This window comes from Rhodococcus sp. Leaf278, from assembly GCF_001426085.1.
Lineage (GTDB): Bacteria > Actinomycetota > Actinomycetes > Mycobacteriales > Mycobacteriaceae > Rhodococcoides.
The window spans coordinates 87888-112506 of sequence record NZ_LMRR01000009.1 but is presented as its reverse complement, the minus strand read 5'-3'; the positions used below and the strand labels follow the sequence as shown (position 1 = coordinate 112506).

The 24619-nt window shown below is 63.6% G+C and carries 22 protein-coding genes and 1 pseudogene; 7 read left to right on the top strand and 16 right to left on the bottom strand.

What is annotated here, in order from left to right:
* Window positions 1-42: 42 nt before the first annotated feature.
* Both ASG84_RS28175 and ASG84_RS28530 read right to left on the bottom strand, forming a co-directional pair.
* Window positions 43-435, bottom strand: coding sequence for a hypothetical protein (locus ASG84_RS28175; protein ID WP_235581625.1), 393 nt, complete (start codon window positions 433-435; stop codon window positions 43-45).
* Between the two features lie 45 nt (window positions 436-480).
* Window positions 481-606 (bottom strand): annotated as a pseudogene (locus tag ASG84_RS28530) (TetR/AcrR family transcriptional regulator); the annotation flags it as partial.
* 225 nt (window positions 607-831) lie between these two features.
* Between ASG84_RS28530 and ASG84_RS10710 the strand changes: the two are divergent.
* Window positions 832-2319, top strand: coding sequence for a M28 family peptidase (locus ASG84_RS10710; protein WP_057477009.1), 1488 nt, complete (start codon window positions 832-834; stop codon window positions 2317-2319).
* A complete protein-coding gene (locus tag ASG84_RS10705) occupies window positions 2316-3494 on the top strand; it encodes a lipase family protein (RefSeq protein ID WP_057477008.1) in 1179 nt (392 codons plus the stop codon). The genes ASG84_RS10710 and ASG84_RS10705 overlap by 4 nt, the downstream gene beginning before the upstream one ends.
* A gap of 60 nt (window positions 3495-3554) precedes the next feature.
* On the opposite strand, the gene ASG84_RS10700 is transcribed toward ASG84_RS10705, so the two are convergent.
* From ASG84_RS10700 to ASG84_RS10690, 3 genes are read right to left on the bottom strand one after another with little or no spacing between them, the layout of a single operon-like run.
* Window positions 3555-5261, bottom strand: a complete 1707-nt coding sequence (locus ASG84_RS10700) for a glycerol-3-phosphate dehydrogenase/oxidase (protein WP_057477007.1) — start codon at window positions 5259-5261, stop codon at window positions 3555-3557.
* Window positions 5258-6775, bottom strand: coding sequence for a glycerol kinase GlpK (gene glpK / locus ASG84_RS10695; protein WP_057477006.1), 1518 nt, complete (start codon window positions 6773-6775; stop codon window positions 5258-5260). Before glpK ends, ASG84_RS10700 begins: the two co-directional genes overlap by 4 nt.
* On the bottom strand, window positions 6772-7626 hold the full coding sequence (locus ASG84_RS10690) for an MIP/aquaporin family protein (RefSeq protein WP_057477005.1): 855 nt from the start codon (window positions 7624-7626) through the stop codon (window positions 6772-6774). Before ASG84_RS10690 ends, glpK begins: the two co-directional genes overlap by 4 nt.
* 122 nt (window positions 7627-7748) lie before the next feature.
* Between ASG84_RS10690 and ASG84_RS10685 the strand changes: the two genes are divergently transcribed.
* Complete coding sequence (locus ASG84_RS10685) at window positions 7749-8735, top strand: sugar-binding transcriptional regulator (protein ID WP_156399460.1); 987 nt, start codon at window positions 7749-7751, stop codon at window positions 8733-8735.
* Here ASG84_RS10685 and ASG84_RS10680 read toward each other — a convergent pair.
* The 6 genes from ASG84_RS10680 to ASG84_RS10655 all read right to left on the bottom strand — a co-directional run bounded on the left by ASG84_RS10680 (window position 8695) and on the right by ASG84_RS10655 (window position 15555).
* Complete coding sequence (locus ASG84_RS10680) at window positions 8695-10263, bottom strand: flavin-containing monooxygenase (RefSeq protein WP_082520918.1); 1569 nt, start codon at window positions 10261-10263, stop codon at window positions 8695-8697. The two genes, ASG84_RS10685 and ASG84_RS10680, sit on opposite strands and share 41 nt — an antisense overlap.
* Window positions 10239-11120, bottom strand: coding sequence for a methyltransferase family protein (locus ASG84_RS10675; RefSeq protein WP_082520917.1), 882 nt, complete (start codon window positions 11118-11120; stop codon window positions 10239-10241). Before ASG84_RS10675 ends, ASG84_RS10680 begins: the two co-directional genes overlap by 25 nt.
* Window positions 11111-12121, bottom strand: a complete 1011-nt coding sequence (locus ASG84_RS10670) for a fatty acid desaturase (protein ID WP_057477004.1) — start codon at window positions 12119-12121, stop codon at window positions 11111-11113. Before ASG84_RS10670 ends, ASG84_RS10675 begins: the two co-directional genes overlap by 10 nt.
* The gene (locus ASG84_RS10665; RefSeq protein WP_057477003.1) at window positions 12118-13410 is read right to left on the bottom strand and encodes a squalene/phytoene synthase family protein; all 1293 of its coding nucleotides are present in this window, start codon (window positions 13408-13410) and stop codon (window positions 12118-12120) included. The genes ASG84_RS10670 and ASG84_RS10665 overlap by 4 nt, the downstream gene beginning before the upstream one ends.
* Entirely contained in the window at window positions 13407-14423 is a 1017-nt protein-coding gene (locus tag ASG84_RS10660) for a polyprenyl synthetase family protein (protein WP_082520926.1), read from the bottom strand. Before ASG84_RS10660 ends, ASG84_RS10665 begins: the two co-directional genes overlap by 4 nt.
* A gap of 229 nt (window positions 14424-14652) precedes the next feature.
* Complete coding sequence (locus ASG84_RS10655) at window positions 14653-15555, bottom strand: LysR family transcriptional regulator (protein ID WP_162248327.1); 903 nt, start codon at window positions 15553-15555, stop codon at window positions 14653-14655.
* 9 nt (window positions 15556-15564) lie between these two features.
* Here ASG84_RS10655 and ASG84_RS10650 point away from each other — a divergent pair, with 9 nt between their 5' ends.
* The 3 genes from ASG84_RS10650 to ASG84_RS10640 all read left to right on the top strand — a co-directional run bounded on the left by ASG84_RS10650 (window position 15565) and on the right by ASG84_RS10640 (window position 18406).
* Complete coding sequence (locus tag ASG84_RS10650) at window positions 15565-16530, top strand: LysR family transcriptional regulator (RefSeq protein WP_156399458.1); 966 nt, start codon at window positions 15565-15567, stop codon at window positions 16528-16530.
* 121 nt (window positions 16531-16651) lie between these two features.
* Complete coding sequence (locus ASG84_RS10645; protein WP_057477103.1) at window positions 16652-17983, top strand: MCE family protein; 1332 nt, start codon at window positions 16652-16654, stop codon at window positions 17981-17983.
* A 66-nt stretch (window positions 17984-18049) separates the two neighbouring features.
* Window positions 18050-18406, top strand: coding sequence for an STAS domain-containing protein (locus ASG84_RS10640; protein ID WP_057476999.1), 357 nt, complete (start codon window positions 18050-18052; stop codon window positions 18404-18406).
* Here ASG84_RS10640 and ASG84_RS10635 read toward each other — a convergent pair.
* Together ASG84_RS10635 and ASG84_RS10630 are read right to left on the bottom strand one after the other, a co-directional pair.
* The gene (locus tag ASG84_RS10635; RefSeq protein WP_057477102.1) at window positions 18383-19528 is read right to left on the bottom strand and encodes a PP2C family protein-serine/threonine phosphatase; all 1146 of its coding nucleotides are present in this window, start codon (window positions 19526-19528) and stop codon (window positions 18383-18385) included. The genes ASG84_RS10640 and ASG84_RS10635 overlap by 24 nt on opposite strands.
* Window positions 19528-20328: an alpha/beta fold hydrolase gene (locus ASG84_RS10630; RefSeq protein ID WP_057476998.1), complete on the bottom strand. Its 801-nt coding sequence runs from the start codon at window positions 20326-20328 to the stop codon at window positions 19528-19530. Before ASG84_RS10630 ends, ASG84_RS10635 begins: the two co-directional genes overlap by 1 nt.
* A gap of 87 nt (window positions 20329-20415) precedes the next feature.
* On the opposite strand from ASG84_RS10630, the gene ASG84_RS10625 reads away from it, so the two are divergent.
* On the top strand, window positions 20416-21468 hold the full coding sequence (locus tag ASG84_RS10625) for an NAD(P)H-binding protein (RefSeq protein ID WP_057476997.1): 1053 nt from the start codon (window positions 20416-20418) through the stop codon (window positions 21466-21468).
* Here the strand turns inward: ASG84_RS10625 and ASG84_RS10620 are convergent.
* The 3 genes from ASG84_RS10620 to catC all read right to left on the bottom strand — a co-directional run bounded on the left by ASG84_RS10620 (window position 21465) and on the right by catC (window position 24616).
* On the bottom strand, window positions 21465-22949 hold the full coding sequence (locus ASG84_RS10620; protein ID WP_057477101.1) for an amidase: 1485 nt from the start codon (window positions 22947-22949) through the stop codon (window positions 21465-21467). The genes ASG84_RS10625 and ASG84_RS10620 overlap by 4 nt on opposite strands.
* 43 nt (window positions 22950-22992) lie before the next feature.
* A complete protein-coding gene (locus tag ASG84_RS10615; RefSeq protein WP_057476996.1) occupies window positions 22993-24195 on the bottom strand; it encodes an MFS transporter in 1203 nt (400 codons plus the stop codon).
* A 136-nt stretch (window positions 24196-24331) separates the two neighbouring features.
* The gene (gene catC, locus ASG84_RS10610) at window positions 24332-24616 is read right to left on the bottom strand and encodes a muconolactone Delta-isomerase (protein WP_057476995.1); all 285 of its coding nucleotides are present in this window, start codon (window positions 24614-24616) and stop codon (window positions 24332-24334) included.
* Window positions 24617-24619: the final 3 nt, after the last annotated feature.

The following is a 24619-nucleotide window of genomic DNA, read 5'->3' as shown; positions in this document are numbered from 1 at the left end:
CTGCCACTGGCTGCTCGCGGAGGCACGGCGGCGTATTCGACCTCATCGAGTTGATGCGCGGCGAGGCTTCCTCAACGAATTGTCGAGCCACCGATGAAGACGTGGTGCGACGGCTTCGAGATCTGGCTCCGCCTCGGTATCGAGGAGGTCCGACGCGACCTGTCTGACTGCGTAAACCGCGCCGACCAGTGCTTCCATCGAGACATCCGGGTCCAGGTCGGGATCGGACTGCGCCTGACGTCCCAACTCGGCGTGCAGAAGAGCAGCCAGCCCGCGCAGGGCTTGTCTACGACGCTCTCTGGCCCGTGGACCTGCCGCATCCATCTCGACTTGGAACGCCCGAGCAACCACCAAATCCGATCCCAAGGTGGCCAGATAGGTAGCCAGGACCGCGAACACGTCCTCGCTGGACTGGTGGACGATACTGGCGGACATCTCTGTCACCAAGACCGAAATGAATCGGGCGTATGCGGCTTCCGCGCAGGATTCTTTCGAGTCGAAACACATGTAGAAGGCCGATCGCGAAACCGAAGATCGGTCCACGATTTCTTTGACGCCGACGGCAGCGTATCCGTGCGAAGCGATGAGCTCTGTGAACGCGATCATCATTCGTTCACTGTGACTGCGGATTACCTCGTCGCGGGCGAGGCCGTGAGGTCCGCGCGGTAACCGAGGTGGGGTAGTGAAGAAAACCCCTTCGGCGATGCGCGGAATCTCCGACGCCGATTCTTTCGTCACAATGGCCCTCCGCGGTGTAGCGTACGCATTCGTACTTTACTAGACGGCGGCCCTGGGGGGGACATGCAACACAGATCGAGACGAACGACGGCAATGTTGGTGGCAGGTGTGGTGGCAGTCGCAGCCGCGACTGTCGGGCCGGTCCAGGCAGGGGCGGAGGAGACGACTTCACTCTCACGTGACGACATGATGCGGACGATACGCACGTTGACGGAGATGGCACCTCGAGCCACAGGATCACCAGGCGGTCTCGCTGCGGCGGAGTACGTCGCCGATCGCTACCGCGGCGCGGGCCTGACGGACGTTCACTTCGAGGAAGTGACGTCGTACGACTGGACTCCGTCGAACGACGGACTGACCATCGGGAACGACGACATCGCTGCTTCACCGGTGAATCATTCGTTCATACCGGCCGATGCAGGCCCCGGAAGGCAAACCACCGGGCCGGACGGCCTCACCGCTCCCGTCGTCGACATCGGCCGGGGGAAGGTGGACGGTGTCGACGTTCGCGGGCGGATCGTGCTGTTCGACCTCACCTTCGTGCTGCCGACAGCAGGCCTGCTCCCGTTCGCCGAATTCATCCACGATCCGGACAACGCGCGATTCGAGCCCGAGAAGATGTTGTCTTCCAACCCCTTCGTCACAACCTTGGAGGCGACCGTTCGAGCGGCGCAAGAGGGCGGGGCGGTGGGCTTCGTCGGAGTTCTCGCCGACTACTTCGATTCCAACCGATACCACAACGAGTACTACCGCCGGCTGGCGATGACAATCCCAGGAATGTGGGTAACCCGCGACGAGGGCGCTCGAGTTCGCGATGCGTTGACCCGTAACGATTATCGCGCCCGAATCGACCTCACCGTCGACCGCGAGGCAGTGACTGCACGGACGGTCGTGGGAATGCTTCCGGGGCGAACCGACGACACCATCATGGTGCAATCCCATCACGATTCGATCGGACCGGGGGCCGTCGAGGACGCGAGCGGCACCGCAGAAGTCATTGCCCTCGCCGAGCACTACGGCCTTTCCGCACAACGGCCCGGGGCACGCCTTCGGGAAAAGTCCCTGATGTTCGTTACCTTCGACACGCATTTCACCGGCTACCAGAGTCACCTCGCATTCATGAAGAAATACCTGATCGATAGGGAAACCCGATGGAACATCGTCGCCAACGCGACGATCGAACATGTCGGCAAGTTCGCACGGCGAACCGACGGTGGTCAACTCCAGACGCTCGACGAGCCCGAGCCGAAGGGCATCTTCGAGAATCTGAACCTAAACTTGAAGTTCGAGATGGCGAATATGTTGCAGTACAACGATGTTCGTTCGACGTCGATGCTGAATGCCGTCATACCGAAGCAGCTGGGCGGAATTCCGACCGATGCCTCGTTCGTTCTTCTCGCCGGTGTTCCGATCGTCAGCATGATTGCCGGCCCGTTGTACATGTACGACGACGCGGACACCCTGGACAAGGTGGATCAGACGCAACTCGAGCCGGTAGCCCGGTTCTATCGCGACATCCTGGATCGGCTGGACCGCGAACCCTCGCACGCCATCGGTCTGATCCCGGCTCCCATCCGATGAAGCATCGACTGTTCGGGTGGGGCACGCTGCTCGTCGTCCCTGTACTACTGGCCCCTGTCGCACATGCCGATTCGAGTCCGGGCCCGCGAATCGTGGCCGAGGCCGTCGTGAGCGACGCGCCGGTCGCGCATCCTGGAGCCTCCGTCACGACTGTCTTTCGCTACACATCGGTCGGTGTCGACGGAGGTCCCACCGAGATGACCGGGTCCTATTCGCTGCCCCGCACTCCCCCGCCGCCGGGTGGATGGCCGATCCTGGTGTTTTCGCACATGACTGTCGGCGGCGCGGACAAATGTGCGCCGTCGACAATTCGAGCCGGCGATCCCGAGTTGATTCGAACCAATACCGGCGACGCTGTCGCCGGCCGAATGCTCGACGCCGGGTTCGTCGTCGTCAGGCCCGACTACGAGGGAATAGGCACGCCCGGACCTCACCCCTACCTGATGGGAAGATCTCTGGCGCGCGCGGTGATCGACTCCGCTCGAGCTGTTCATGGGGCCGACGAGCGAATCGGTTCCGACGTCGTGCTCATGGGCCACTCGGAGGGTGCTGTCGCCGCGCTGTTCGCATCTGCGGCGGACGAGAGCGAGTGGGGGTCGCTCACACTGCGTGGTGTCACTGCAGTGACACCACCGACCGGGATGCGGCAGATCATCGAGAGTGCGCACGCGATTCCGTTCTCCGGCAGCGGAATCGGCGACATGGTAGGGCTCGCGGCGCTGTTCATCGTGGGAGCCAGTACAGTCGACCCCGCTTTCGCTGACATCCTCCGGAACGGCGGACTCTCAGCGCCCGCTGTCGCACTGCTACCTGATACAGAGAGCCGGTGCTTCGGCGAATTGTCGTCGCCGAGCTCGTTCGGTCGACTCGCACCGTCTCAGTTACTCGGCCCCAATGGGAAGCTTGCCTCGGCCACGCTGGCGAATATCGCCGACGCCAACGACGTCGCGCATCTCCGCATCGACCACACGGTGCCAATACGAATCGACGCCGGTGCCGCGGATCCTGTGGTTCCGGTTCCGGTAGCGCTTGCATTGGCCGCCCACTACCGATCGATCGGCAACGATGTGACCTTTGCGGTACAACCCGGGGGTCACACAGCCGTGCCCTCGTCACCCGAAGCAGCCGAGTCGATTGCGAGGTGGCTCGTCGACGCGGCGGGCCGACATTCGTGAGTCGGTGATCCGATGAGCCAGCGGCGGTCCTCGTCACGAGGACCGCCGCCGTTGCTCGGTTCAGCTCACCCCGGCACGCACATCCGGTGCCCCGAGCCGTGCTGCGTCGGCAGTATCGTCATCGGGCTGCTCCTGCGAATCCCGTTCTGCCAGAACACGAAGCCGATAGTGCTCGATCTCCTCGGCAACGTGCTGCTCGTCCCATCCCAGGATGGGTGCCACCAGCCGGGCCACCTCGTCGGCGGCCGCTTCACCACGATCGGGAACCTCGATGGAGATGCGGGTGCGCCGGGTGAGGATGTCCTCGAGATGCTGCGCGCCTTCATGACTCGCGGCATAGACGACCTCGGCCTTCAGGTACTCCGGTGCGCTTTCGAGAGGCTCACCGAGTTCCGGATCGGCATCGATGAGATCCAACAACTCACCCATCAGAGTGCCGTACCGACCGAGCAGATGCTCGACGCGAGAGACGCGCATCCCGGTGCGTTCGGCCGTGAGCGCCCGGGCATTGAACGCGCCGAGGTAGCCGTCGGCACCGACCAGCGGGATGTTCTCGGTGACGCACTTAGGCACCGTGCGCTCGAGTCCGTGTACCGCGGAATCGACCGCATCCTTGGCCATCACACGGTAGGTGGTGTACTTGCCACCCGCGATGACCGTCAAACCTCGGACCGGACTGGACACCGCATGCTCCCGGGAAAGGGTGCTGGTGGAATCGGATTCGCCGTAGAGCAACGGTCGAAGCCCGGCGTACACACCGACCACATCGGTCCGGTCCAGCGGATCGGCCAGCAACTTGTTCACATGTCCGAGGATGTAGTCGATGTCGCTCTGGCTCGCCGCCGGGTGAGCCAGATCGAGCTTCCAGTCGGTATCGGTGGTGCCGATGATCCAGTGACTGCCCCACGGAATGACGAACAGCAGACTCTTCTCGGTGCGCGTGATGATGCCGGTGGCACTGTTGATGCGATTGCGCGGCACCACCAGGTGCACACCCTTGGAGGCGCGAACCTGGAACTGCCCACGGCCACCGACCATCTGCTGCACCTCGTCGGTCCAGACACCGGCAGCATTGATGACCTGCTTGGCCCGGACCTCGAAGGAGCGGCCCGTTTCGAGATCGCTGGCCACGACTCCGACAACCTTGTCGTCCTCCCGGAGGAAGCCGGTGACGCGAGTGCTGTTGGCGCACAATGCCCCGTACGCAGCCGCGGTACGAGCGATCATCATCGTGTGCCGGGCGTCGTCGACCTGGCCCTCGTAGAACTTCACCGCACCACGAATCGCCGACCTCTTACCCGAGGGGAACGACTCGAGCGTCTTCTTCTTGCCGAGGTGCTTGTGGTGACTCGGTACACCGCGTCCGGCACCCATGACGTCGTACACGCCGATTCCGAGCCCGACGTACGGACGATCGATCACCTTCTCCAGCGGATAGATGAACGGCACCGGACGAGCGAGATGCGGGCACAGCGTGTTCAGTACCAGCGACCGTTCCTTCAATGCCTCGAACACCAGCGCGAAGTTGAACTGTTCGAGATAGCGCAGACCGCCGTGGAAGAGCTTGCTGGAGCGGCTGGACGTGCCGGCCGCATAGTCCCGCGCTTCGAGTAGGCCTACCTTCAGTCCGCGGGTGACTGCGTCCAACGCCGTTCCCGCGCCGACGACACCGCCGCCGATCACCAGGATGTCCAGCTCTTCGGCTTCCATTCGTGCGATCGCATCGGCGCGCGCGGTGGGACTCAAAGCCGTTGTGGTGGAACTCATTCTTCATCAACCCAATCGAGAGTACGTGTTACTGCTTTCTTCCAACCGGCGTACAGCTTGGCCCGTTGGTCTTCGTCCATGGACGGGGTCCACGTCTTGTCCTCGGCCCAGTTCTGGCGGATGTCGTCCTCGCTCTCCCAATAGCCTACGGCGAGACCGGCGGCGTATGCCGCTCCGAGAGCAGTGGTTTCGGCCACCACGGGGCGCACCACGTCGACGTTGAGGATGTCGGACTGGAACTGCATCAGCAGTTCGTTCACGACCATTCCGCCGTCGACCTTGAGCACCTCGAGATCGACACCGGAGTCCGCATTCATGGCCTCGATCACCTCACGCGTCTGGTACGCGGTGGCTTCGAGCACGGCACGGGCCAGATGACCCTTGTTGACGAACCTAGTCAATCCCACGATGGCACCGCGGGCATCCGCGCGCCAGTGCGGGGCGAAGAGCCCGGAGAATGCGGGCACGAAATACGCGCCGCCGTTGTCGTCCACCGAACGTGCGTCGGTCTCGATGTCCGCGGCCGAAGAGATCATGCCGAGGTTGTCGCGGAGCCACTGCACGAGCGAGCCCGTCACGGCGATGGAACCTTCGAGCGCATAGATCGTCGGCTGGTCGCCGATCTTGTAGCAGACCGTGGTCAGCAATCCGTTCTTGCTCATGACCTTTTCGGTGCCGGTGTTGAGCAGCACGAAATTGCCTGTGCCGTAGGTATTCTTGGCTTCACCGGGAGACAGGCAGGCCTGCCCGAAGGTGGCCGCCTGCTGATCGCCGAGGATGCCGGAGATCGGAACTCCGCGGAACGGTCCACGCTCGCGGCCGGTGCCGTACACCTCGGAGCTGGATCGAATCTCGGGCAGCATGGACATCGGAATACCCATGTCGGCGCAGATACTCTCGTCCCACTGCAGGGAGTCGAGGTCCATCAGCAGGGTGCGTGAGGCGTTGGTCGGATCGGTGTAGTGCAATCCGCCGTCGGTACCGCCGGTCATGTTCCACAACACCCAGGTGTCCATGTTGCCGAAACACAGTTCTCCCGCTTCGGCTTTCGCGCGTGCCCCGTCGACGTTGTCGAGGATCCACTTGATCTTCGGGCCGGAGAAGTAGGTGGCCAGGGGCAGACCGGTCTTGGCGGTGTACTTGTTGGCGTCGCCGCCGCCCAGCGCGGTGGCGATGCGATCGGTGCGGGTGTCCTGCCAGACGATGGCGTTGTAGATCGGCTTGCCCGTCTCGCGCTCCCACACGAGCGCCGTCTCACGCTGATTCGTGATACCGACGGCGGCGATGTCCTCGCGCGTCAGGTCGGCTGCGGCCATGGCACCGGCCGCGACGGCGCGAACGTTGTCCCAGATCTCCGACGCGTCGTGCTCGACCCAGCCGGCCTGAGGAAATATCTGCTTGTGTTCCTTCTGATCGACGGCGACAACGGTGCCCGCGTGGTCGAAGATCATGCACCGTGACGACGTGGTTCCCTGGTCGATCGCGGCGACGTACTTTCCTTCGAACTCGCTCATGACTTTTCTCCTGTGGTCTGGGTGTCGGCTGGGAGTCGTGACGGCGGTTCGGGTGCCGAACCTTCTTGCTTGCGTAGGTTCTTTCCGATCAGCAGGTCGTACAGGAACACTCCAATCGGTCCGCCTACGAGAGGTCCGACGATCGGGACCCAGAAGTACAGGCCGCCGTATTGATCACGCCATGCTCCACCGTATCCGGTGATGTACGACGCCAGGCGAGGTCCGAAATCTCGGGCCGGATTGATCGCGTATCCGGCGTTGGTGGCCCAGGCGAAGCCGATGGCAACGACGATGAGGCCGACGATCAGCGGAGCCATGTTGGCCATCGGTGCGGTACCGAGAGAATCGGTGACGGCAACAATGAGGAACAGCAGAATCGCGGTACCGATGATCTGGTCGATCAGGGCCGAGGACACGCTGACCGGCAGGGTGCCGTTACCGGGCAGCGTCGAGAAGATCCCCTGGGTGAGAGTGGTGTGCCCCGGGTCGACGGCGTTGAGCATGTCGTTGTAGTTCCAGCGCACCAGCAGTGCGGCCACGAAGGCACCTGCGGTCTGCGCGAGAATGTACGGCGCAACCATCTTCCAGCTGAATCCGCGGAAGAGTGCGAACGTGATCGTGACCGCGGGGTTGAGGTGCGCGCCGGTGATACGGCCGGCAACGTAGATGCCGAACATCACGCCCAGGCCCCATGCCCAGGCAATCGAGTCGTGGTCACCGAGACTTCCCGATTCACCGCCCGACACGACCTGCGCGACGACGCCGACGCCGAACAGAATGAGAATCATGGTTCCGGCGAACTCGGCAGCCATGTGCGCCGGCAGTCCCCATTCCGGTTCCTTACGAGCCATTGTGTAGCCTCCGCAAAGTTGGTGATGCACGCCACATTGCGTGCTGTTTGCCACGGTAGACGTCCTGCACTGCGTTGCACAGCTGATGCACATACGTGCAATTCGGTCGTACACTGGTGCCGGTGACCGAACCCGACATCACTCCCGAATCCGACCTGCGGACCGGCCACGCCACCCAGGCTGCGCGGCTTTATTACTTCCAGGACATGACCATGGCGGCAATCGGCCGTGAGCTGGGGGTCTCTCGTTCGACGGTCTCGCGGCTGATCACCTTCGCTCGGGCGTCGGGATTGGTGGAAATCAAGATCTCCACACCACTCGGGCAGGCACCGCGAATCGAGCAGGCATTCGCCGATCTGTACGACATCCGTGCACACGTCGTCCCCGTCTCGGAGACGGTGGACGAACTACAGCGTCTCGATCGTGTCGCCACGTTCGCCGGCCGACTGCTGACGTCGTTCTTCGAGTCCGACATGGTGATGGGTGTTGCCTGGGGAACAACCGTCAGCGCCGTCAGCCGCAAGCTGGCCCCCAAGAGGACCCATAATTCGACCGTCGTGCAGCTCAACGGGGCGGCCAACACCCGCACCACCGGAGTCTCCTACGCAACCGACATCATCAAAACCTTTGCTGACGCATACGGCGCTGTGGCACAGGGTTTTCCGGTCCCGGCATTCTTCGATTACCCCGAGACCCGCCGGCACCTGTGGCGTGAACGCAGCATCAAGCGAGTACTCGAGCTACAGGATCGGATGAACCTGGCCGTGTTCAGCATCGGCGTCATGAGCGGAGCCGTGCCGAGCCACGTGTACAGCGCCGGCTACCTCGAACCCGAGGACGGTGCCGAACTCCGACGGGACGGCGTGGTCGGCGACATCGCCACCGTGTTCCTCCGCTCCGACGGCAGTTACGACCGCATCGCGCTGAACGACAGGTCCAGCGGGCCCAGCCTGGACCGACTCAAAGCTGTTCCACGCCGGGTCGCGATCGTGGCCGGGGAGTCCAAACTCGACGCCCTCACCGCGGCCCTGCGCGGTGGTCTGATCACCGATCTGGTGATCGACGACATCAGCGCCGCGAACCTGGTGTTGCGTTCACGCCGGCCGTGAGTGATTCGGCACGCTGCACCACGTCGTAGGACTCGATGTCGAACGTGCGTAGTTGCTTTCGGAATCGGAAGCTGAAATCGGGCCACAGCGCGACATTGCGACCGGTGCTGTCGAGGAACCAACTTCGACAACCGCCGGTCACCCACACGCTCGTGCGCATCTTGTGCTGAAGATCCCGGTTGTACAGTTCCTGCACCTCGGGGCGCACCTCGACGCTGGCGATCTGTCGATCGTGGACAGCCGCCACCGCCTCGACGACGTAGTTGATCTGCGACTCGATCATGTAGATGGCCGAGGAGTAGCCCAGCCCCGAGTTCGGCCCGAGGAGGACGAACATGTTCGGGAACCCGGCCACGGCGGTGCCCTTGTAGGCGGTAACTCCGTGTTCCTCGTATATCTGGGTCAACGTCCGACCGCCCCGGCCGCGAAAGAGCTCGAACGCCGGCGAGTCGGTGATGCGAAAGCCGGTGGCGACCACGATCGCATCGACCGGGCGCACGGTGCCGTCGACCGTCACGATCGAATCCTTCTGCACACCGGCAATTCCGGAGCTGACAAGGTCGACGTTCTCGCGGCCGAGAGCCGGGTAATACTCGTTCGAGGACAGCATCCGCTGGCAGCCGACGCGAAATTCGGGAGTGACCCGAGCTCGCAGGGTGCGGTCTCGAACCTCGAGCCTCATCTTGACTGCCGCGATCAGTCCGAGCCCCGCAGTTGCCGGCGGAAACTTGATGAGCACGATCGCATAGATCTCTCGCAGCAGGTAGAGAATCGACCGAAAAACGCTGGTAAGACCGGGAACTCGACGAAAGGCGAACCGCTCGAGCCTGCTGTACTTACGGAGCAGCCGCGGGAAGATCCACGGTGCCGTCCGCTGGAAGACATCGAGATGAGCGACTGTGCTCGCGATTGCGGGCACGATCTGAATTGCCGAGGCTCCGGTACCGATCACCGCAACTCGCTTGTGTGCAAGGTCGACGGTGTGGTCCCACTGCGCCGAGTGGAAGATCGGTCCGTCGAACCGATCGAGTCCCTCGATGTCCGGCATGTTCGGCTCGCACAGTGCACCCATGGCCGACACCACTATTTTCGCACTGATCGGCCCGTGAGTGGTGGCCAGCATCCACCTCGACTTCGGTTCGTCCCAATCGGCTGCGATCAATTCATGATCGAAGGAGAACTTCTCTCGAATATTGTGCCGCTCCGCTACACCGAGAATGTAGTCCTGGATTTCCGGCTGCGTCGAGAACGTTTGCGACCAGTTCGGATTGTGATCGAACGAGAACGAGTACAGATGCGAGGGAACATCGCACGCGGCACCCGGATACGTGTTGTCGCGCCAGGTTCCACCGAAGTCGTTGCCGCGCTCGAGCACGACGAAGTCCTCGATACCGTGTCTGCGCAGTGCAACTGCGAGACCGATCCCGCCCACACCGCCGCCGATCACCGCAACCTCGACCTCTCGCACGGGTGTCGGCGCAGAATCGGACGGGTGCGGACGAGTCACTGCGGTGTCGTGGACGACCATGGTGTGGAATCACTTTCGGTATCGCTGGGGATGGTGTCTTCGGATCGTCCGGACTCGGGACGCGGTGGAGTTCGGCGCAGCGCCCGTATCGGCGACGGAAAGAACGCCGGCACTCGGGCGGCGTAGGCACGGTACGAACTGCCGAACCTCGCCAGCAGGTCCCTCTCCTCGAGCGCAGTCCCCAGCAGGATGTAGCCGGTGAGGCCGCCGGCCCACAGCAGATGCCCGACCGTCATCTCGCTGGCGGCCCAGAAGGTCAGCAGCAGCCCGGTCATCAGCGGGTGACGCACCAGCCGATAGGGCCCGTGAATCTGCAATCGATCCGCGGTGGCGTCGGGGGCTTGGAGGACGTACTCACGGTAGGCCTGTCGCAGGCCCAGCAGGTGGAAGTGATCGAGCAACAGGGTTGCGATGTAGACCAGGACCACGCCCAGCCAGAAGGCGGAGTCGAGCACGCGGCCGGCGACACCGTCGATCGACCACAGTCGGTACGGGATGGGCTGCCAGGCCAGGACGAGGACCCACACGACCGTGCTCACCATGAAGATGTAGACGGTGCGTTCGAGCGCCTCGGGTACTCGCCGGGTGAGCCACGCCTTGAACGACGGTCTCGCCATCCCCGAGTGCTGCAGCCCGAACAGACCGATCAGCGCCAGGTCGATGAGGACGGCAAGCCACGTCGACACGTACGGACCGTCGTCGACCGTCTTGGGCAGCAACCGACCACCGGAGAAGAGCAACAGCAATGGGACCGTCATGCCGGCGATCGCGTAACCGGTCAGAGCAACGAGGAAGGGCAGCAGCCGAGTTCGATCGCGCAGGGTCGCGTGAATCTGCGGCCCGGGAATCAGATCCATGCAAACCAGCGCATAACTCGCGGCCGCACGGTGCCTGCTTCGATCTTGCTCTCCAGCTTGGCTTTCCAGCGCTCACCGTACGTTGCGTCCAGGAACGCGCCAGGGATCGCCAGCCGCCATGCGGACTGGATCGTCATCCAGTAGGGAACGATGACCTCCGGCTCCACGTCGCGCATGAACACGAGCTTGTCCGGAATGACGCTCCAGTGCACACCGGGATAGCGATGGTGCACACTGTGATATCCCTGATTGAAGATGAAGAAGTTGAGCCAGTTCCCGGCCGTGTTCAGCGACTTGCTCGGGTCGTCCTCGAAGCCTCGGGCCGGGGCATGGGTGAGCCAGGCGAAGTATCCGGAATTGACCTGCGTGATCAGGAACGGAATCCAGTAGAACACCACGAACGGACCCGTTCCCGCGAGGTACCAGGTGGCGACGATAAAGGTCAGTGCAACAGCGCAATCCAACAAGAACTGTCGACGCCGTTTACGTCTGCCGTCCGACACCTCGGCGGCGAACAGTTCACGGATCGTGTGCATCTTGACGACCGAGCCGTACCGGAACCAGTATCCGACGGCACCCAGACCGTGCTCCCGCCCCTCGGTGGACGTCACATCTCCTGGGCCGTCGTTGTATCGGTGATGATTGAGCACGTGTACCTCGCGCATCTCGGCCGCCGTCAAGGAGGCGGGGAGAGAACACAGGATATCCACCACGCGATTGGCCCGGCGCGAGACGAACAGCGGGCGATGAGTGTGCATGTGCATCACCCCGATGGTCAAGGAGAAGCTCAGCAGAGTCAGGATGATCACGAGGGGCACTGCGACATACCAGCGTTGGGCGATCGGCACGAACAGTCCGAAGGCGAGGAGCCCGAGCCACAGGGCGACGTGGACGAGCGGACCCACGTTCGCCGGATTCTCGAGACGGAAGAAGCGCCTGCTGATCGGATCTTTCGGTTCGCCGGTCGTACCGGTCTCGTTCCGGGGTGTCACCGCAGTCATGATTGCCTTTCAGAATCGAATGGGAGATGCGGTGCCATCCGGGACATCGCAGCGGTCTGGAACCGAGTGCCGAGAAGGTGCATGGCATTGCTGTCGCCGGGGTGCATTCGCTCGAGTGATCCGAACGCGAGATGGTCGGCAATCATCATCCGGCGGATCTGGTCGTCGGGCAGCTCGCCGCGCATCGCTCCGGTCGGCAGCACATCGACGAGCGCCATTGCCGAGTCCACGACGATCGCCCCCATCGAGGTGCCCTGCGAGTGCGCATCGAAGCGAGGGAACAGGTTGTTCGGCGACTCTTGCCTTCCCCGAGCAGACGAGTCGAGCAGGAACTCGACCGTTGCGTCCACCGACTCCCGCAAGCGCTCGAGCATGGCATCCCATCGGTCGGTACCGCTGGCCGCCACCACGGCACCGAGCAGACGCAGTTTCCGGGAATACGGACTTCGCACTCCCACCGCGCTGCAGAAGAACGCGGTCGTCGTGATCGACATGTAGGCCACGGCCGCCCGGGCACCCTTGCTTCGGGTTCGCCGACCCAGATGCGACAACAGAGCGAACGCACCGAGTGCCGGTGTCAACAAACGCAAGACGATCTCGTGCGTCAACTCGGCACTGGTACCCACCCCGTACAACTCGATTTCCTGATCGCGGAGATCGTTCGCCAGCTGCGCTGCGGCTCCGACACAGTGGGCCAGCTCGACGATGTCCTCGGTGCCGACGTCCGGGTCGTTCTCGCAGATCACCGCGCACGCATAGACCACAACACGTCCGAGCACTCTCTCGCCGTAGGTGACCCGCGACATCGGCACGTCGAGATTGTCGGCCATCGCAGTGGCAACGTCGATCAGCAACTCTCGCACGCGCGCCTCGCCGGCGGCCGGCAGTCGACCGACCAACGCCCGTACGTCGGCGATCCGTTCCGCCAGAATCGAATCCACCGCATCGATCTCACGCAGAACTCGGGCACGCAACGGGGGCGGCGGAACCGGGTCCTCGCCCACGAGATAGCGAGCAGCCCAGAGCACCGTCGTCGCCGCGCCGACCGAACCCGAGTAGAGATCCTCGTAGGCGTCGAGCACTCGGCAGGCCAGCACGGCCGCAGTCGATTCGGCCCGCTGCGTCTCCGGTAGCAGGTTGATTGCCACGGCCAGATTTCGTGCGGCGGGTATCAGTGCCGATTCGGCGAGTGCGTCCACCGAGCCTGCCCGCACGAGCACAGTCGGATCGACTGCACGTCGAAGATCCCGTAGGCCGCGGGCCAGTAGCACCAGACGAGCGGGCCTCATCGGAGCACAACTCGTCGGGCCAGTGTGCGCAAGTGCTCTCGCGCAGGTGAATCGACGAAGCATTCGGTTGCAGCGCAGGCCTGCCGCGTCGCAGAATCGGCGAACTCACGCGCACTGGACATCGCTCCGCTGTGTGTCAAAGCGGCCTGCAGGTCACGGCTGGACACCGACTCGTCGAGCCACATCGTCCACGCTTGGGCATCGGTACCGAGCCACTCGATCACCGGCCACGTGGGCACTCTGCGTTCGAGGTCTCCGCAGGCGTCCTTACCCAGGCTCGGCCCGCCCTCGATGTCGCGGACGTCGTCCATGATCTGGAATGCCAATGCGAGATGATCCGCGTAGTTCATCAAACTACGCAGTCCGTCGTCGTCGACTCCTCCCGCTGTGCCGCCGTAGGCGCAGGCGACTCTGAACAGAGTCCCGGTCTTGGCTCCGGCGACCGCGCGGTAATGCCTCCTGAGCGCGCCGACGTCGAGATCCGGCGGCAGGGTCTCGATCAACTGGCCGTAGGAGAGCTCCGACAGTTCATCGAGATATGTCACACCGACGACGTGACCGATCCGGGCGAACACCGAAGGGTTGGCGTCGAGCACTCGTGCGACTTCCCGCAGTGCGGTACCGGCCAGATGGAAGCCGGCGTACGCAGCCAATCGAACTCCGAATGCGGCTGCAATGGAGGCGTTGTCGCGACGAAGCACAGAGCCGTCACAGATGTCGTCGTGCATCAGAGATGATTCGTGCAACATCTCGATAGCCGCTGCGATATCGACCGCATCGTGCAGCGGCACCGCATGTGCATCCGGCGCAAGCTGCGCACACGCAAGTACCATCCCGGCACGCACACGTTTTCCCGGTATCGAGAGAACATGGTCATAGATCGAGCGAAAAGTGCTGTGCGGTTCGAGAATGCGATTCATCGCGGCGTCGACATCGCGTAGTTGCGTCGAAACGACGACGCAATCCGACTTCGCCGGAGACGTCCATTGCAGACCCATGGCATCAGCAACCATCGACAGCACCGCTCGAACGTAGAGTGTTGTGAGACAACACTTTCGATGGATAGCTCAGAGGTGCGTTCTGCGTATCGAAACACACTTGTCTCCGGAAATTTCCGTCCATGAATACTCCCCCGCCGATCGCCCCCTGATCCTGCTGCGCGCCACATTAAGTGACACAGGGCACCGACAGCCAGCCAGGGCAACGGAATGACGCAAAGCCATAGCCAAAACGCACAGGCGGTCACGGATGATTCGTTTTTACACCTACCGACCGATTGCGAACAAGTTGATCGATGAACGAATTGATAAGCGGTGCTACCCAATTGGGAGAATAGACAAGCCTGGTGCGCTCGGACGGTGGTGCCGGCCACGGGACAACCCAACCGCCCGCGGCAGTCACCGATCGCGCCATCGACTCGGCCATGACCGCCGCCCCGATTCCGTGGGCGACAAGCGCCGGCATGGCCTGCTGCGATACCCCGCTCACCACCACTGTCGCCACGACCCCGACCCCGGCCAGGGCGTCGACGACATCGATGCCGGCGCGATGTGTCGACGCAAGCACCGCCACCGGAACCGCCGCGTCGAGCTGGTCGAGACTGCCTGCATGTCTCGATCCGGGCGGAAGTGCAAGCACGAGAACATCATCGGGCAAGTACTCGTGAACGAGGTCGATGGACGCCTCGGAATCGGGAACCACCGCGCAATCGATCTGCCCCGCCCGAACCTGGGCCAGCGCTTCCACTGGATCGGAGATCGACACGATGTCGATTCTCGAACCAGGTCGCGCAGCGACGAATCCCGCGATCAGTTCCGGCGTCATCGAGCGATCGGACACGGCGATACGCACGATCGGCGCCGCGTCGCCGGGACGCGTCGTCCGCAGCTCGTCCACCACTCGCTCGACCGCTCGATGGTCGAGTACAGTTCGACGCGCAAGCGGTAGCAAGGCAGCCCCTTCGGGGCTCAGAACCAGCGTGTTGGCCTCACGACGAAACAACTCGACACCCAGCTCGGTCTCGAGACTTCGCACGATGCCGGACACCGTCGGTTGGCTTACCCCGAGTGCACGAGCCGCGTTACCGAGTCCGTGCTCGTCGACGATGGCCACGAAGCACTCGAGCATCGAAGTGGTGACGTTCACGGCATCAGTGTGAACACTTCGGTAGAGCTGCAGCATCACGGGGGTGCGTCGGGCGCCTTCGGTGGCATCGACCGACGGGACGCGATGGAGCTTTCTTCACGGCTACTGCGGCAGTGCGTTGCCGTCGCCGACGCAGGGTCCATGTCCGGTGCGGCAACCGAACTCGGCCTCAGTCCGTCCACGCTCTCGCGCGCTGTCGCCCGATTCGAGGAGCAGACCCAACTGTCCGTGTTCGAGCGGCGCGGCACGCGGCTCGTGCCGACCGCTGCGGGACAGGAAGTCGTGCGCGCCGCCCGCCGAGTCGTGGACGATCTGGACCTGTTCTCCGCCCTGGCCGTCGACGCCGCCCTCGGACGGGCGGGGGCAGTAACGGTATCGACTCCGGCCGACGACATCGGACCGGTTCTGCCGACCATGATCGCGTCTGTGACACGAGGTCGTCCGCGCCTGAACGTACACATTGCACGCGTCGAGACCGCAACGGCAGCAATGGAATCTCTGCGATCCGGCGCAGCCGATTTGGCGTTGATTCCGCGTCTTCCCACTCCGCCCGATCTGCTCGGCATCCACGTCGGACGCCAGGAGTTGACGCTGATCGTCCCCGCGGCATGGACACCGTCGAATGTTCGGATCACCGATCACCACGGACTCGACTGGTTGGGTGAGTTCCCCTTCATCGCCGGTGTCGTCGAAACCACCAGTGCACATGCGCTGGAACGACTTCGGCGATCCGGCGCTCGCCCGCACATCGTGTTGACCGGTACGCCGATCATGACGATACCGAGCCTCGTCGACGCCGGCATGGGTGCTGCGCTCGTACCCAGCTCTCTGCCCCTCGACACATTCGCTCATGTCCGGTCGATCGATCTGACGCCACCACTGACCTACTCCATCACCTTGATGCACAGGACCGGCGAGCACACTCCCGCGACCCGGCAGTTCGTCGATTGGGCCCGGTCCGCCACCGAGGAGTGAGCTGCATCTCATATTTGCGACGGTGATACGTGCATCTCACAAGCTGTTGCGCAGTAGTAAGTGTGACGTCATGTACCACTAATGTTCGCGGCATGGTTGACGCTCTCGATCCGTGCTTCCCGTGACCGGCACCTCCTCGCCGCTGCAGAACCGGCTTCTCGGACTTGCCCTCGTGGTACTCATCGTCGTGTTCGTCGGGTGGAGCGTCACGTCGTACAACAAGACGTTCCAGGACGTCGTGACCGTCTCCCTCGAAACCGACAGCGTCGGCAACGCGCTCCCCCGCAATGCCGATGTCAAGGTGCGCGGCATGATCGTCGGCGAAGTCCGATCGGCGACGACGAACGACGGCGTCGTGACCTCCGAGTTGGCGATTCAGCCGGACATGGCCGAGATGATTCCGTCGAACGTCACCGCGCGGCTTCTCCCGAAGACGCTGTTCGGCGAGCGATACGTGTCGCTGATACTCCCGGACGGCGCACCGGCATCGCCGATCGGCGAGGGCACCGTCCTGAAACAGGATCGCAGCGGCAACGCCATAGAGGTAGGACAGCTGCTCGACGGCCTGTTGCCGTTGCTCCAAGCCGTCCCTCCGCAGGACCTCTCGAACACCCTCGGCGCGTTGGCGCAGGGCCTGAGCGGCCGGGGCGAGAAGATCGGACTCACGATCGACCGCCTGGAGAACATCTTTGCCGGGCTCAACACCGAACTGCCCGCAATTCAGCAGGATCTGCGTGGTCTCGCAGATTTCTCGCAGACCTACTCCGATGCGGCCCCCGAGTTGATCAACGCGCTGGACAACCTGCGGACCACCGGCAACACCGTCGTCGAGAAGCGTCCAGCTCTCGAGACGCTGTACGCCTCGCTCACCTCGGCCTCGAACACGACGGCCGGCTTTCTGGAGGCGAACTCTGCACAGCTGATCGGCTTGGCGGCGAACTCACGTGAGGCGCTCGAGGTGCTCGCCGAATTCTCCCCAGCTCTCGGCTGCACCGTCTCACAGTTCGCAGAGGGGGCACGTCGCGGCCGGATCGTCACCGGCGTCGGCGACGAGTACCCCGGCATCAACGTCTCGATGCCGTTGGTCAACCCGAAGGGCCGCTATCTACCGAACCAGGACGAACCGAGGCTGTTCGAGCAGAACCGTCCCCCGAGTTGCCCCAACCCGCTGGATCGCTTCGCCGGCGAGTACTTCCCCCAGTATCCGGGCGGCGCACCCAACGACGGCTCGTACCAGGTGCCCACGCGGAACCCCGGTGAGCAGAACCTTCCTACGCTTGCTGCTCCTCAATTCTCCCCCGTGCCCGCCTCGTACGCAGGCTCGGTCACCGAGCAACAGACCTTGGCGGTCATCTACGGAGGAGCCACCGGAATCGAGCCCGATTCGGTGCCGTCCTGGACCACAACGGTCGGTGCTCCCGCGCTCAGAGGAACGCAGGTCACCTTCCGGTAATCGCTACTGATTGAATAGTGCGCACCCCCGTCGACGAGCGCGGCGGGTAACGATTCAGGAGTACATATGTCTGCCGATACGAACGCCGGGTTCTCGATCCAGTCCAGCAACGATGGCCGAGTGGCCGTCATTGCAGTGGCCGGCGAACTCGACGTCACCACCGCACCGGCTCTCGCCACCGCCGTCGAAGGTCAGATCGAGTCCTCGCCCTCGGCCTTGATCATCGACCTGTCCGCCGTCTCGTTCCTGGCCTCGGCCGCGATGACCGTACTGGCGACGACGCAGAAAGATCACGGAGACGCACTGTCGTTCTCGGTCGTCGCCGACGGACCGACCACCAGCCGTCCGATCAAGCTGATGGGCCTGGACCAGGAATTCGCACTCTATGCAGACCTGGCGTCAGCGCGCGCCGCTCTCGGCTGAAGAAACTCCCAATGCCATGACGGCCGCGTCGTCGACCAAACCGGCACCGAAGCTGTCGAGCAGCTTCCGTAGATGGTCGATCAGGTCGGCCGCTGCGGCGGGAGCGTGCTCGGTCGCGAAATCCAGCAGAGCGCCGTCGTCGTCGTAGCGACCTGTGCCCACCCGGGCCTCGGTGAGTCCGTCCGTGTAGAGCATCAGGGTGTCACCGGCATCCAACGTCACGGTGGCCGACACGAAGCGCGCGTTGCGCAGAATTCCCACCAGCTGCCCGCCCGTCATGTGCACGTAGTGTGCGCTGCCGTCGGCCCGGATCACCAACGGCGGCGGATGGCCACCACTGGCCATGCACACTTCGAATCCGGCGGCCGAGCGGGTGAGAACACCGAACACCGCCGTACAGAACTGTGCGTTGTTCTCGCGAAATTCTTGACGCAGAACCGAATCCAGGTTGTGCAGCACTGCCACCGGATCGTGGTCGTAGACCGCAGCCGCACGCAATGTGTACCGCGTCAGCGACGTGACGGCTGCAGCCGACGCCCCTTTTCCGCACACATCGCCGAGGAAGAATCCCCATCGGTCGTCCGAGAGCGGAAACAGATCGTAGAAATCACCGCCCACCTCGTCGCTCGACGCCGCGTGGTAGTGAGCGGCCGCGGTCATTCCCGACGGCGGCAGCAGACTCGGCGGCAACAGAGACCGCTGCAGTGTTTTCGCGAGCAATTCTGCTCGCGTGCGGGACTCCAGTAGTTCGCGCTCGTAGGTGCGTCGATCCCGGGCATCGAGCGCGGTGATACGGATCAGCACCGGCGTGCCGGCCTCGTCGGTCTTGACGTTCGCAGTCATGAACACCGGCAAACGACGACGATCCGACGTCACGAAATCCAACGCGATGCCGTCGAGCTGGCCGTACATACGCAGGATGGGGCCGAAGTGCGTCTCGTAGTGAATGCGTCCACCACCGGTGAGCAGCTCGGTGAAATCCGTACCGATCAGCGCGTCGACGTCGAAACCGAGCCAACCCGCCAGCGTCGCGTTGAGCCTCGCGATCCGCATGTCGGGATAGACCGACAGGTAGCCGCACGGCGCGTTCTCGTAGAGATCCTCGACGTCGAGGTCGTTGATCACGACGATCTCACGAAGGTCGCAATCGCCTCGGCGGTCTGCTCCGGTTCGGTGACGTGCGGGCAATGGCCGCTGGCATCGAGTGTCTTCAGAGTGCTGCCGGCAATGTGTTCGTGGACGTACCTGCCGACCTGAGGCGGGGCCAGCGAATCCCGCGCGCAGTCGACGATCATCGTCGGCAGAGCCACCCCGGCCAGGTCAGCGCGATTGTCGGACAGAAAAGTAGTGCGGGCGAACACCCGTGCACACGCCGGGTCGGTTCGACAGAAGCTCGCGGACCACAGGTTCTCCAGCTCCGGTCGATCCGGTGCGTTCACCACGATCGGTGCCATGGCCGCGGACCAGCCCAGATAGTTGCTGTCCAACGACTCGAGCAACTCGTCGATGTCCTCACGGCTGAAGCCTCCGCGATAGTCGCCGTCGTCGATGTAGCGGGGCGACGGCGTCAGGAGAAACAGCTTGGAAAACCGCTCGGGAGCCGCCTGAACCGCAAGAACACCCATCATCGACGCCACCGAGTGACCGACGAACGTGACGTTCTGGAGGTCGAGTTCTTCGACGATCTCCACGATGTCCTGGGCATAGGCGTCCAACGGGGCGTATTTCTGGGCATCCCAGGCGGCCGGATCCGACGCTCCCGACCCGACGTGGTCGAAGAGCACCACACGAAAACTTGCCGCCAGGATGTCGGTCACCGAACGCCACAGTGTCTGGTCGCAGCCGAAGCCGTGAGCCAGCATCACCACGGGACCGTCGGCAACCCCGACGACCCTGACGTTGTTCCTGGTGCGTGCGTTCACCCGCACAGTCTGCCATCTGCCACCGACAGCGGGGAGTGAGACTGCTCGGACCGGGTATCGCATGTGTCTACAGAAACGAGATTCATCATGCGAGTACTGGTCACCGGCGCAACCGGATACATCGGGTCTCGGCTGATCCCCGTGCTCCTCGAGCAGGGCCACGAGGTCCACGCCGCGATGCGTGACCCGGCGAAGAAGTCGCGTTTCGCGTGGGGTGCCCAGGTCACCGCCGTGCATTTCGACCTCGACGAGCACGACACCTTCGACACCGCGACGGCAGATGTCGACGCCGTCGTCTACCTGGTGCACTCGATGGACGAGGGAGACTTCGTCGAGAAAGATCGCCACGCGGCGCAGGCCATGGCCGCAGCAGCCGAACGCAACGGCCTACAACGGATCGTCTACCTCTCCGGTCTGATCCCCGACGACGACACACCGTTGTCGGATCATCTGCGCTCACGGCTGCAGGTCGAGGAAGCGTTCCTCGACAGCTCGGTCGATGCCACCGTGTTGCGCGCGGCCATCATCCTCGGCTCCGGATCGACATCGTTCGAGTTGGTTCGACGCATGACCGAACGACTGCCGCTCACTCCGATACCGACGTGGATGCGCAGGCAGGTACAGCCCATTGCCGTCGTCGACGTGGTTGCCATCATCGCTCGCGCCCTCGGCGACACCGCCCGCCCCGGTTCCTTCGACATCGGGGGCACCGAAACGATGAGCTATCCAGAACTGCTGCAGGCCTACGGCAGCGTCGCCGGCCTGCGCCGCGCCCAGCTGCCGGTCCCGCTGCTGCCGACCGGATTGGTGGGTCGCGCCGTCGCGATCATCACCGGCATGCCCCCCGGTACCGTGATCTCGTTGGTGGACAGCCTCACTCACGACATGGTGGTACGCCGTGGCAACGCCGCAACGGAGGTGTTCGCCGAACCGAATACGACGCCGATGAGCGTCCGAGAAGCCCTGCAACGTTCCATCACCGTGGTGGCCGAGGAAGGTACCGACGCCCACGCCGATCCCCAGGCGGCCGCCGACACCGATCCTGATTGGGCCGGCGGCGTCGTCGACATCGTCGATGGGCAAGTGCGGCAACGCCCGTCGGGGATTCTGGGCAAGGTTCAGCTGGGAGCGACCCGCTAGTCGAGGGTGCTGTAGCGATGCACCCAGGGCGCTGCACGTTCGACCTGCCCTGCCAGTTGGACGAGCAGCGCCTCGCCGCCGAGCGGCGCGGTGAAGTGTGCACCCATCGGGAGCCCGTCGGGTGTCCAATGCACGGGCAGGGTGAGCGCGGGGCGCCCGGTGACGTTGGCCAACTGGGTGTACGGAATCCACGAGATGTTGTCGTCGATCATCTGATCGACGATGCCCGTGTATTTCAGAACCGCAGCAGTCTTACTGCGCAACAACAACTCCGACGCCAGCTGCAGCGGCTTCGCGAGGTCGAACGCGCCGATCTTCGGGGGCAGCTCGGCAAGGGTCGGCGTCAGCAGCAGATCGTATGTTTCGAAGTAGGTGGCCAGTGCCCGAACGTGAACGTGGCGGCCTTCCACCGCTTCGAGGTAGTCCACGCCGCTGGCCGATCGTCCCAGCGCAGCCATGATGCGGGTATCACGCTCGAATTTGTCGTCACCGCAACCGGTTCGACGTTTGGTCTCGTCCATTTCCCAGGCCAGGTAGGTGAACCACGCCAGCAGAAATTCTCGGTTGAGCGCTGCATCGTCGAACGGTGGGGTGTCGAGCAGTTCGACGGTATGCCCCAGGTCGGTCAAAATCTTCGCCGCCTGTTCCATCGCGGCGACAGCCTGCGGGTCCGGTGCTGGATTCACCGACGTAGCCGCGTACATCCCGATGCGTAAAGCCTTGGGATCCTTCTGCGTTCGCGACAGAAACGTACCGTCCGGACGCGCAGGCGAGTAGCCGGACGTCGCCTCGCCGCCCGCCAGCACGTCGAGCATCGCTGCGGTGTCTCGTACCGATCGGGACACGACGCCATGCACCGCTGCCCCGTGCATCGCCTCACCGAACGTGGGACCCGACGGCACCAGTCCGCGGCCCGGCTTGAGCCCGACCAAGCCACAGCACGCCGCCGGGATACGAATCGAACCGCCGCCGTCATTGGCTCCTGCTACCGGCACGATGCCGGCCGCAACAGCAGCGGCCGATCCGCCCGAGGACCCACCCGGAGTTCTGCTGCGGTCCCACGGGTTTCGAGCAGGGCCGAACACCGTCGGCTCCGTGATCCCCTTGGCACCGAATTCCGGGGTGTTCGTCTTTCCGAAGATGACCAGGCCGGCGTCGAGCCAGCGCTGCACCACCGTGGAATGCTCCGGCATCGGCAGATCCGTGAGCGAACGCGACCCACTCGACGTGGGTAGCCCGGCGTAGTCCTGCGAAAGATCCTTGATCAGAAACGGCACTCCGGCGAACGGGCCTTCGAGTGTCCCGGTCAGCTGCTCGTCGGCCTGCTTCGACATGGGGCGCACGATTGCATTGAGCGCGGGATTCACCGACTTCGCATGTGCCGATGCGCAATCGAGTAGCTCTCGGGGCGTGACGTCACCCTGAGCTACCAATTCCGCCAAACCGAGGCCGTCGTACTGCCGATACTCGTCGGTGCGCATGCCGACCACAGTATCCGAGAGCACCCTCGTCACGACTGCGAATTCAGTGACGAGAGTTCGACCCGGGCAGTGGTCGCAGTGCTCCCATCACGAGCAGCGAAGCCGCAAGAAGGGCCGCCACGACGAGCAGCGCATGGAGCACGTCACCATGACCACCGAGGAAGCCGATCAAAGGCGGGCCGCCCAGGAAGGCGAAGTATCCGATGGAGGCCACCACACTGACGCGCGAGGCTGCGGCGGCGGGCTCGTCGGCCGCCGCGCTCATGGCAACGGGGAACCCGAGCGACACGCCCGATCCCCACAGAAATGCGCCCAGAAAAGCCAGCGGCACAACTGGACTGAGCACGAACAGCAGCACTCCTACCACCGAGACTCCCGCCAATCCCCGCAGTACCACTACTCGACCGTAGCGATCGAGTAGTCCGTTACCGAACCACCGCACAGCCGTCATCGCGACCAGGAACGTGGTGAACGCGAGGGTTCCAGCCACGGCCGATGCGTCGTACCCGTCTATCAATGCGATGTTGAGCCAATCGTTTCCACTGCCCTCGGCAAACGCGAAAGACAACGCGACAACGCCGATCAGCAGGGTGCGCGGCTCCTTCCACCGGGCAAGGGCGTGCGGCTGCGAGGCATCAGTGGTCGACTGTTCGGGTTCGGCATCGGATTCGTTCAGGAAGTTGCGCACTCCCCACGGGATCAGCCCGACTATTACGACTGCCACCGTCAGCAGGTGCACGGTGACGGAGATGTCGAGCGCCACCATTGCGGTGCCGATCAGGGCTCCCGCCACAGTTCCGGCGCTGAAGCCCGCGTGGAAACGCGGCATGATCGAGCGCCCGAGCCGACGTTCGGCCACCGCGCCGTGCACGTTCATGGCGACATCCCATGCACCGTTGGCAAATCCGAGAACGAAAAGTCCGATGAGCAACGGCACTACACCCACGAGATAACCGGTGGCGATGATCGTCAGACCGGCCGCGAGCACCAGGGACATCACGGTAACGGTGAGACGAGACCCGAAGCGATCGATGATGATCCCGGACATCGGCAGCGCGAGCAGAGATCCGACTGCGATGGCGAGCAACACGATTCCGAGTTGAGACGAGGTGAGTTCGAGTCGATCGCGCACCTGGGGGATCCGAGAAGCCCAACTGGCGAAGGCGAAGCCGGCTCCGATGAACGCGATATAGGTCGCCCGTACCGCCACGGCCGTGCGCGCCGAGGCGGCGTCGATATCTGACACTGTGAATTACCCTGCTCTCTCGCTGTACCCCCAAGGGTAACCAACGACAGGGTCGATGCCGCGGTGGCCGCCGAGCTCGAAATCATGGATGGATTCCGGGGAAATTCCGTCCATAACTTCGAGTTGGGCGGTGCTCTTACACCGCAGAAATATCCGACGGGTGCTGCGCGAGCGGGGACACCTCGATGCTCATGTACTGGAACAGCGGTAAATTCCACAGGATCTCGTGGAGCCGCTCGTTGTCGCGGACGTCGAAGATGCTCAGGTTGGAGTACTGGCCGACGATGCGCCAGATGCTCACCCATTCACCGTCGCGCTGCAGCTGCTGCGAATACGCCTTCTCTCGGGCGAGGGTGTCGCTTCGTACGTCCGCATCGAGATCCTGCGGCAGCGCGACATGCATCTTCACTGCAAAAAGCATGTG

What these genes read in the sequence shown, in the direction of transcription:
- ASG84_RS10675 (WP_082520917.1), bottom strand. Translation starts at nt 11,120, where the DNA reads ATGGATCTGATTCCCGGGCCGCAGATTCACGCGACCCTGCGCGATCGA.
- ASG84_RS10625 (WP_057476997.1), top strand. Translation starts at nt 20,416, where the DNA reads ATGCGAGTACTGGTCACCGGCGCAACCGGATACATCGGGTCTCGGCTG.
- ASG84_RS10700 (WP_057477007.1), bottom strand. Translation starts at nt 5,261, where the DNA reads ATGAGTTCCACCACAACGGCTTTGAGTCCCACCGCGCGCGCCGATGCG.
- ASG84_RS10710 (WP_057477009.1), top strand. Translation starts at nt 832, where the DNA reads ATGTTGGTGGCAGGTGTGGTGGCAGTCGCAGCCGCGACTGTCGGGCCG.
- glpK (WP_057477006.1), bottom strand. Translation starts at nt 6,775, where the DNA reads ATGAGCGAGTTCGAAGGAAAGTACGTCGCCGCGATCGACCAGGGAACC.
- ASG84_RS10670 (WP_057477004.1), bottom strand. Translation starts at nt 12,121, where the DNA reads ATGACTGCGGTGACACCCCGGAACGAGACCGGTACGACCGGCGAACCG.
- ASG84_RS28175 (WP_235581625.1), bottom strand. Translation starts at nt 435, where the DNA reads ATGTCCGCCAGTATCGTCCACCAGTCCAGCGAGGACGTGTTCGCGGTC.
- ASG84_RS10705 (WP_057477008.1), top strand. Translation starts at nt 2,316, where the DNA reads ATGAAGCATCGACTGTTCGGGTGGGGCACGCTGCTCGTCGTCCCTGTA.
- ASG84_RS10680 (WP_082520918.1), bottom strand. Translation starts at nt 10,263, where the DNA reads ATGGTCGTCCACGACACCGCAGTGACTCGTCCGCACCCGTCCGATTCT.
- ASG84_RS10660 (WP_082520926.1), bottom strand. Translation starts at nt 14,423, where the DNA reads ATGGTTGCTGATGCCATGGGTCTGCAATGGACGTCTCCGGCGAAGTCG.
- ASG84_RS10640 (WP_057476999.1), top strand. Translation starts at nt 18,050, where the DNA reads ATGTCTGCCGATACGAACGCCGGGTTCTCGATCCAGTCCAGCAACGAT.
- ASG84_RS10690 (WP_057477005.1), bottom strand. Translation starts at nt 7,626, where the DNA reads ATGGCTCGTAAGGAACCGGAATGGGGACTGCCGGCGCACATGGCTGCC.
- ASG84_RS10620 (WP_057477101.1), bottom strand. Translation starts at nt 22,949, where the DNA reads ATGCGCACCGACGAGTATCGGCAGTACGACGGCCTCGGTTTGGCGGAA.
- catC (WP_057476995.1), bottom strand. Translation starts at nt 24,616, where the DNA reads ATGCTTTTTGCAGTGAAGATGCATGTCGCGCTGCCGCAGGATCTCGAT.
- ASG84_RS10665 (WP_057477003.1), bottom strand. Translation starts at nt 13,410, where the DNA reads ATGAGGCCCGCTCGTCTGGTGCTACTGGCCCGCGGCCTACGGGATCTT.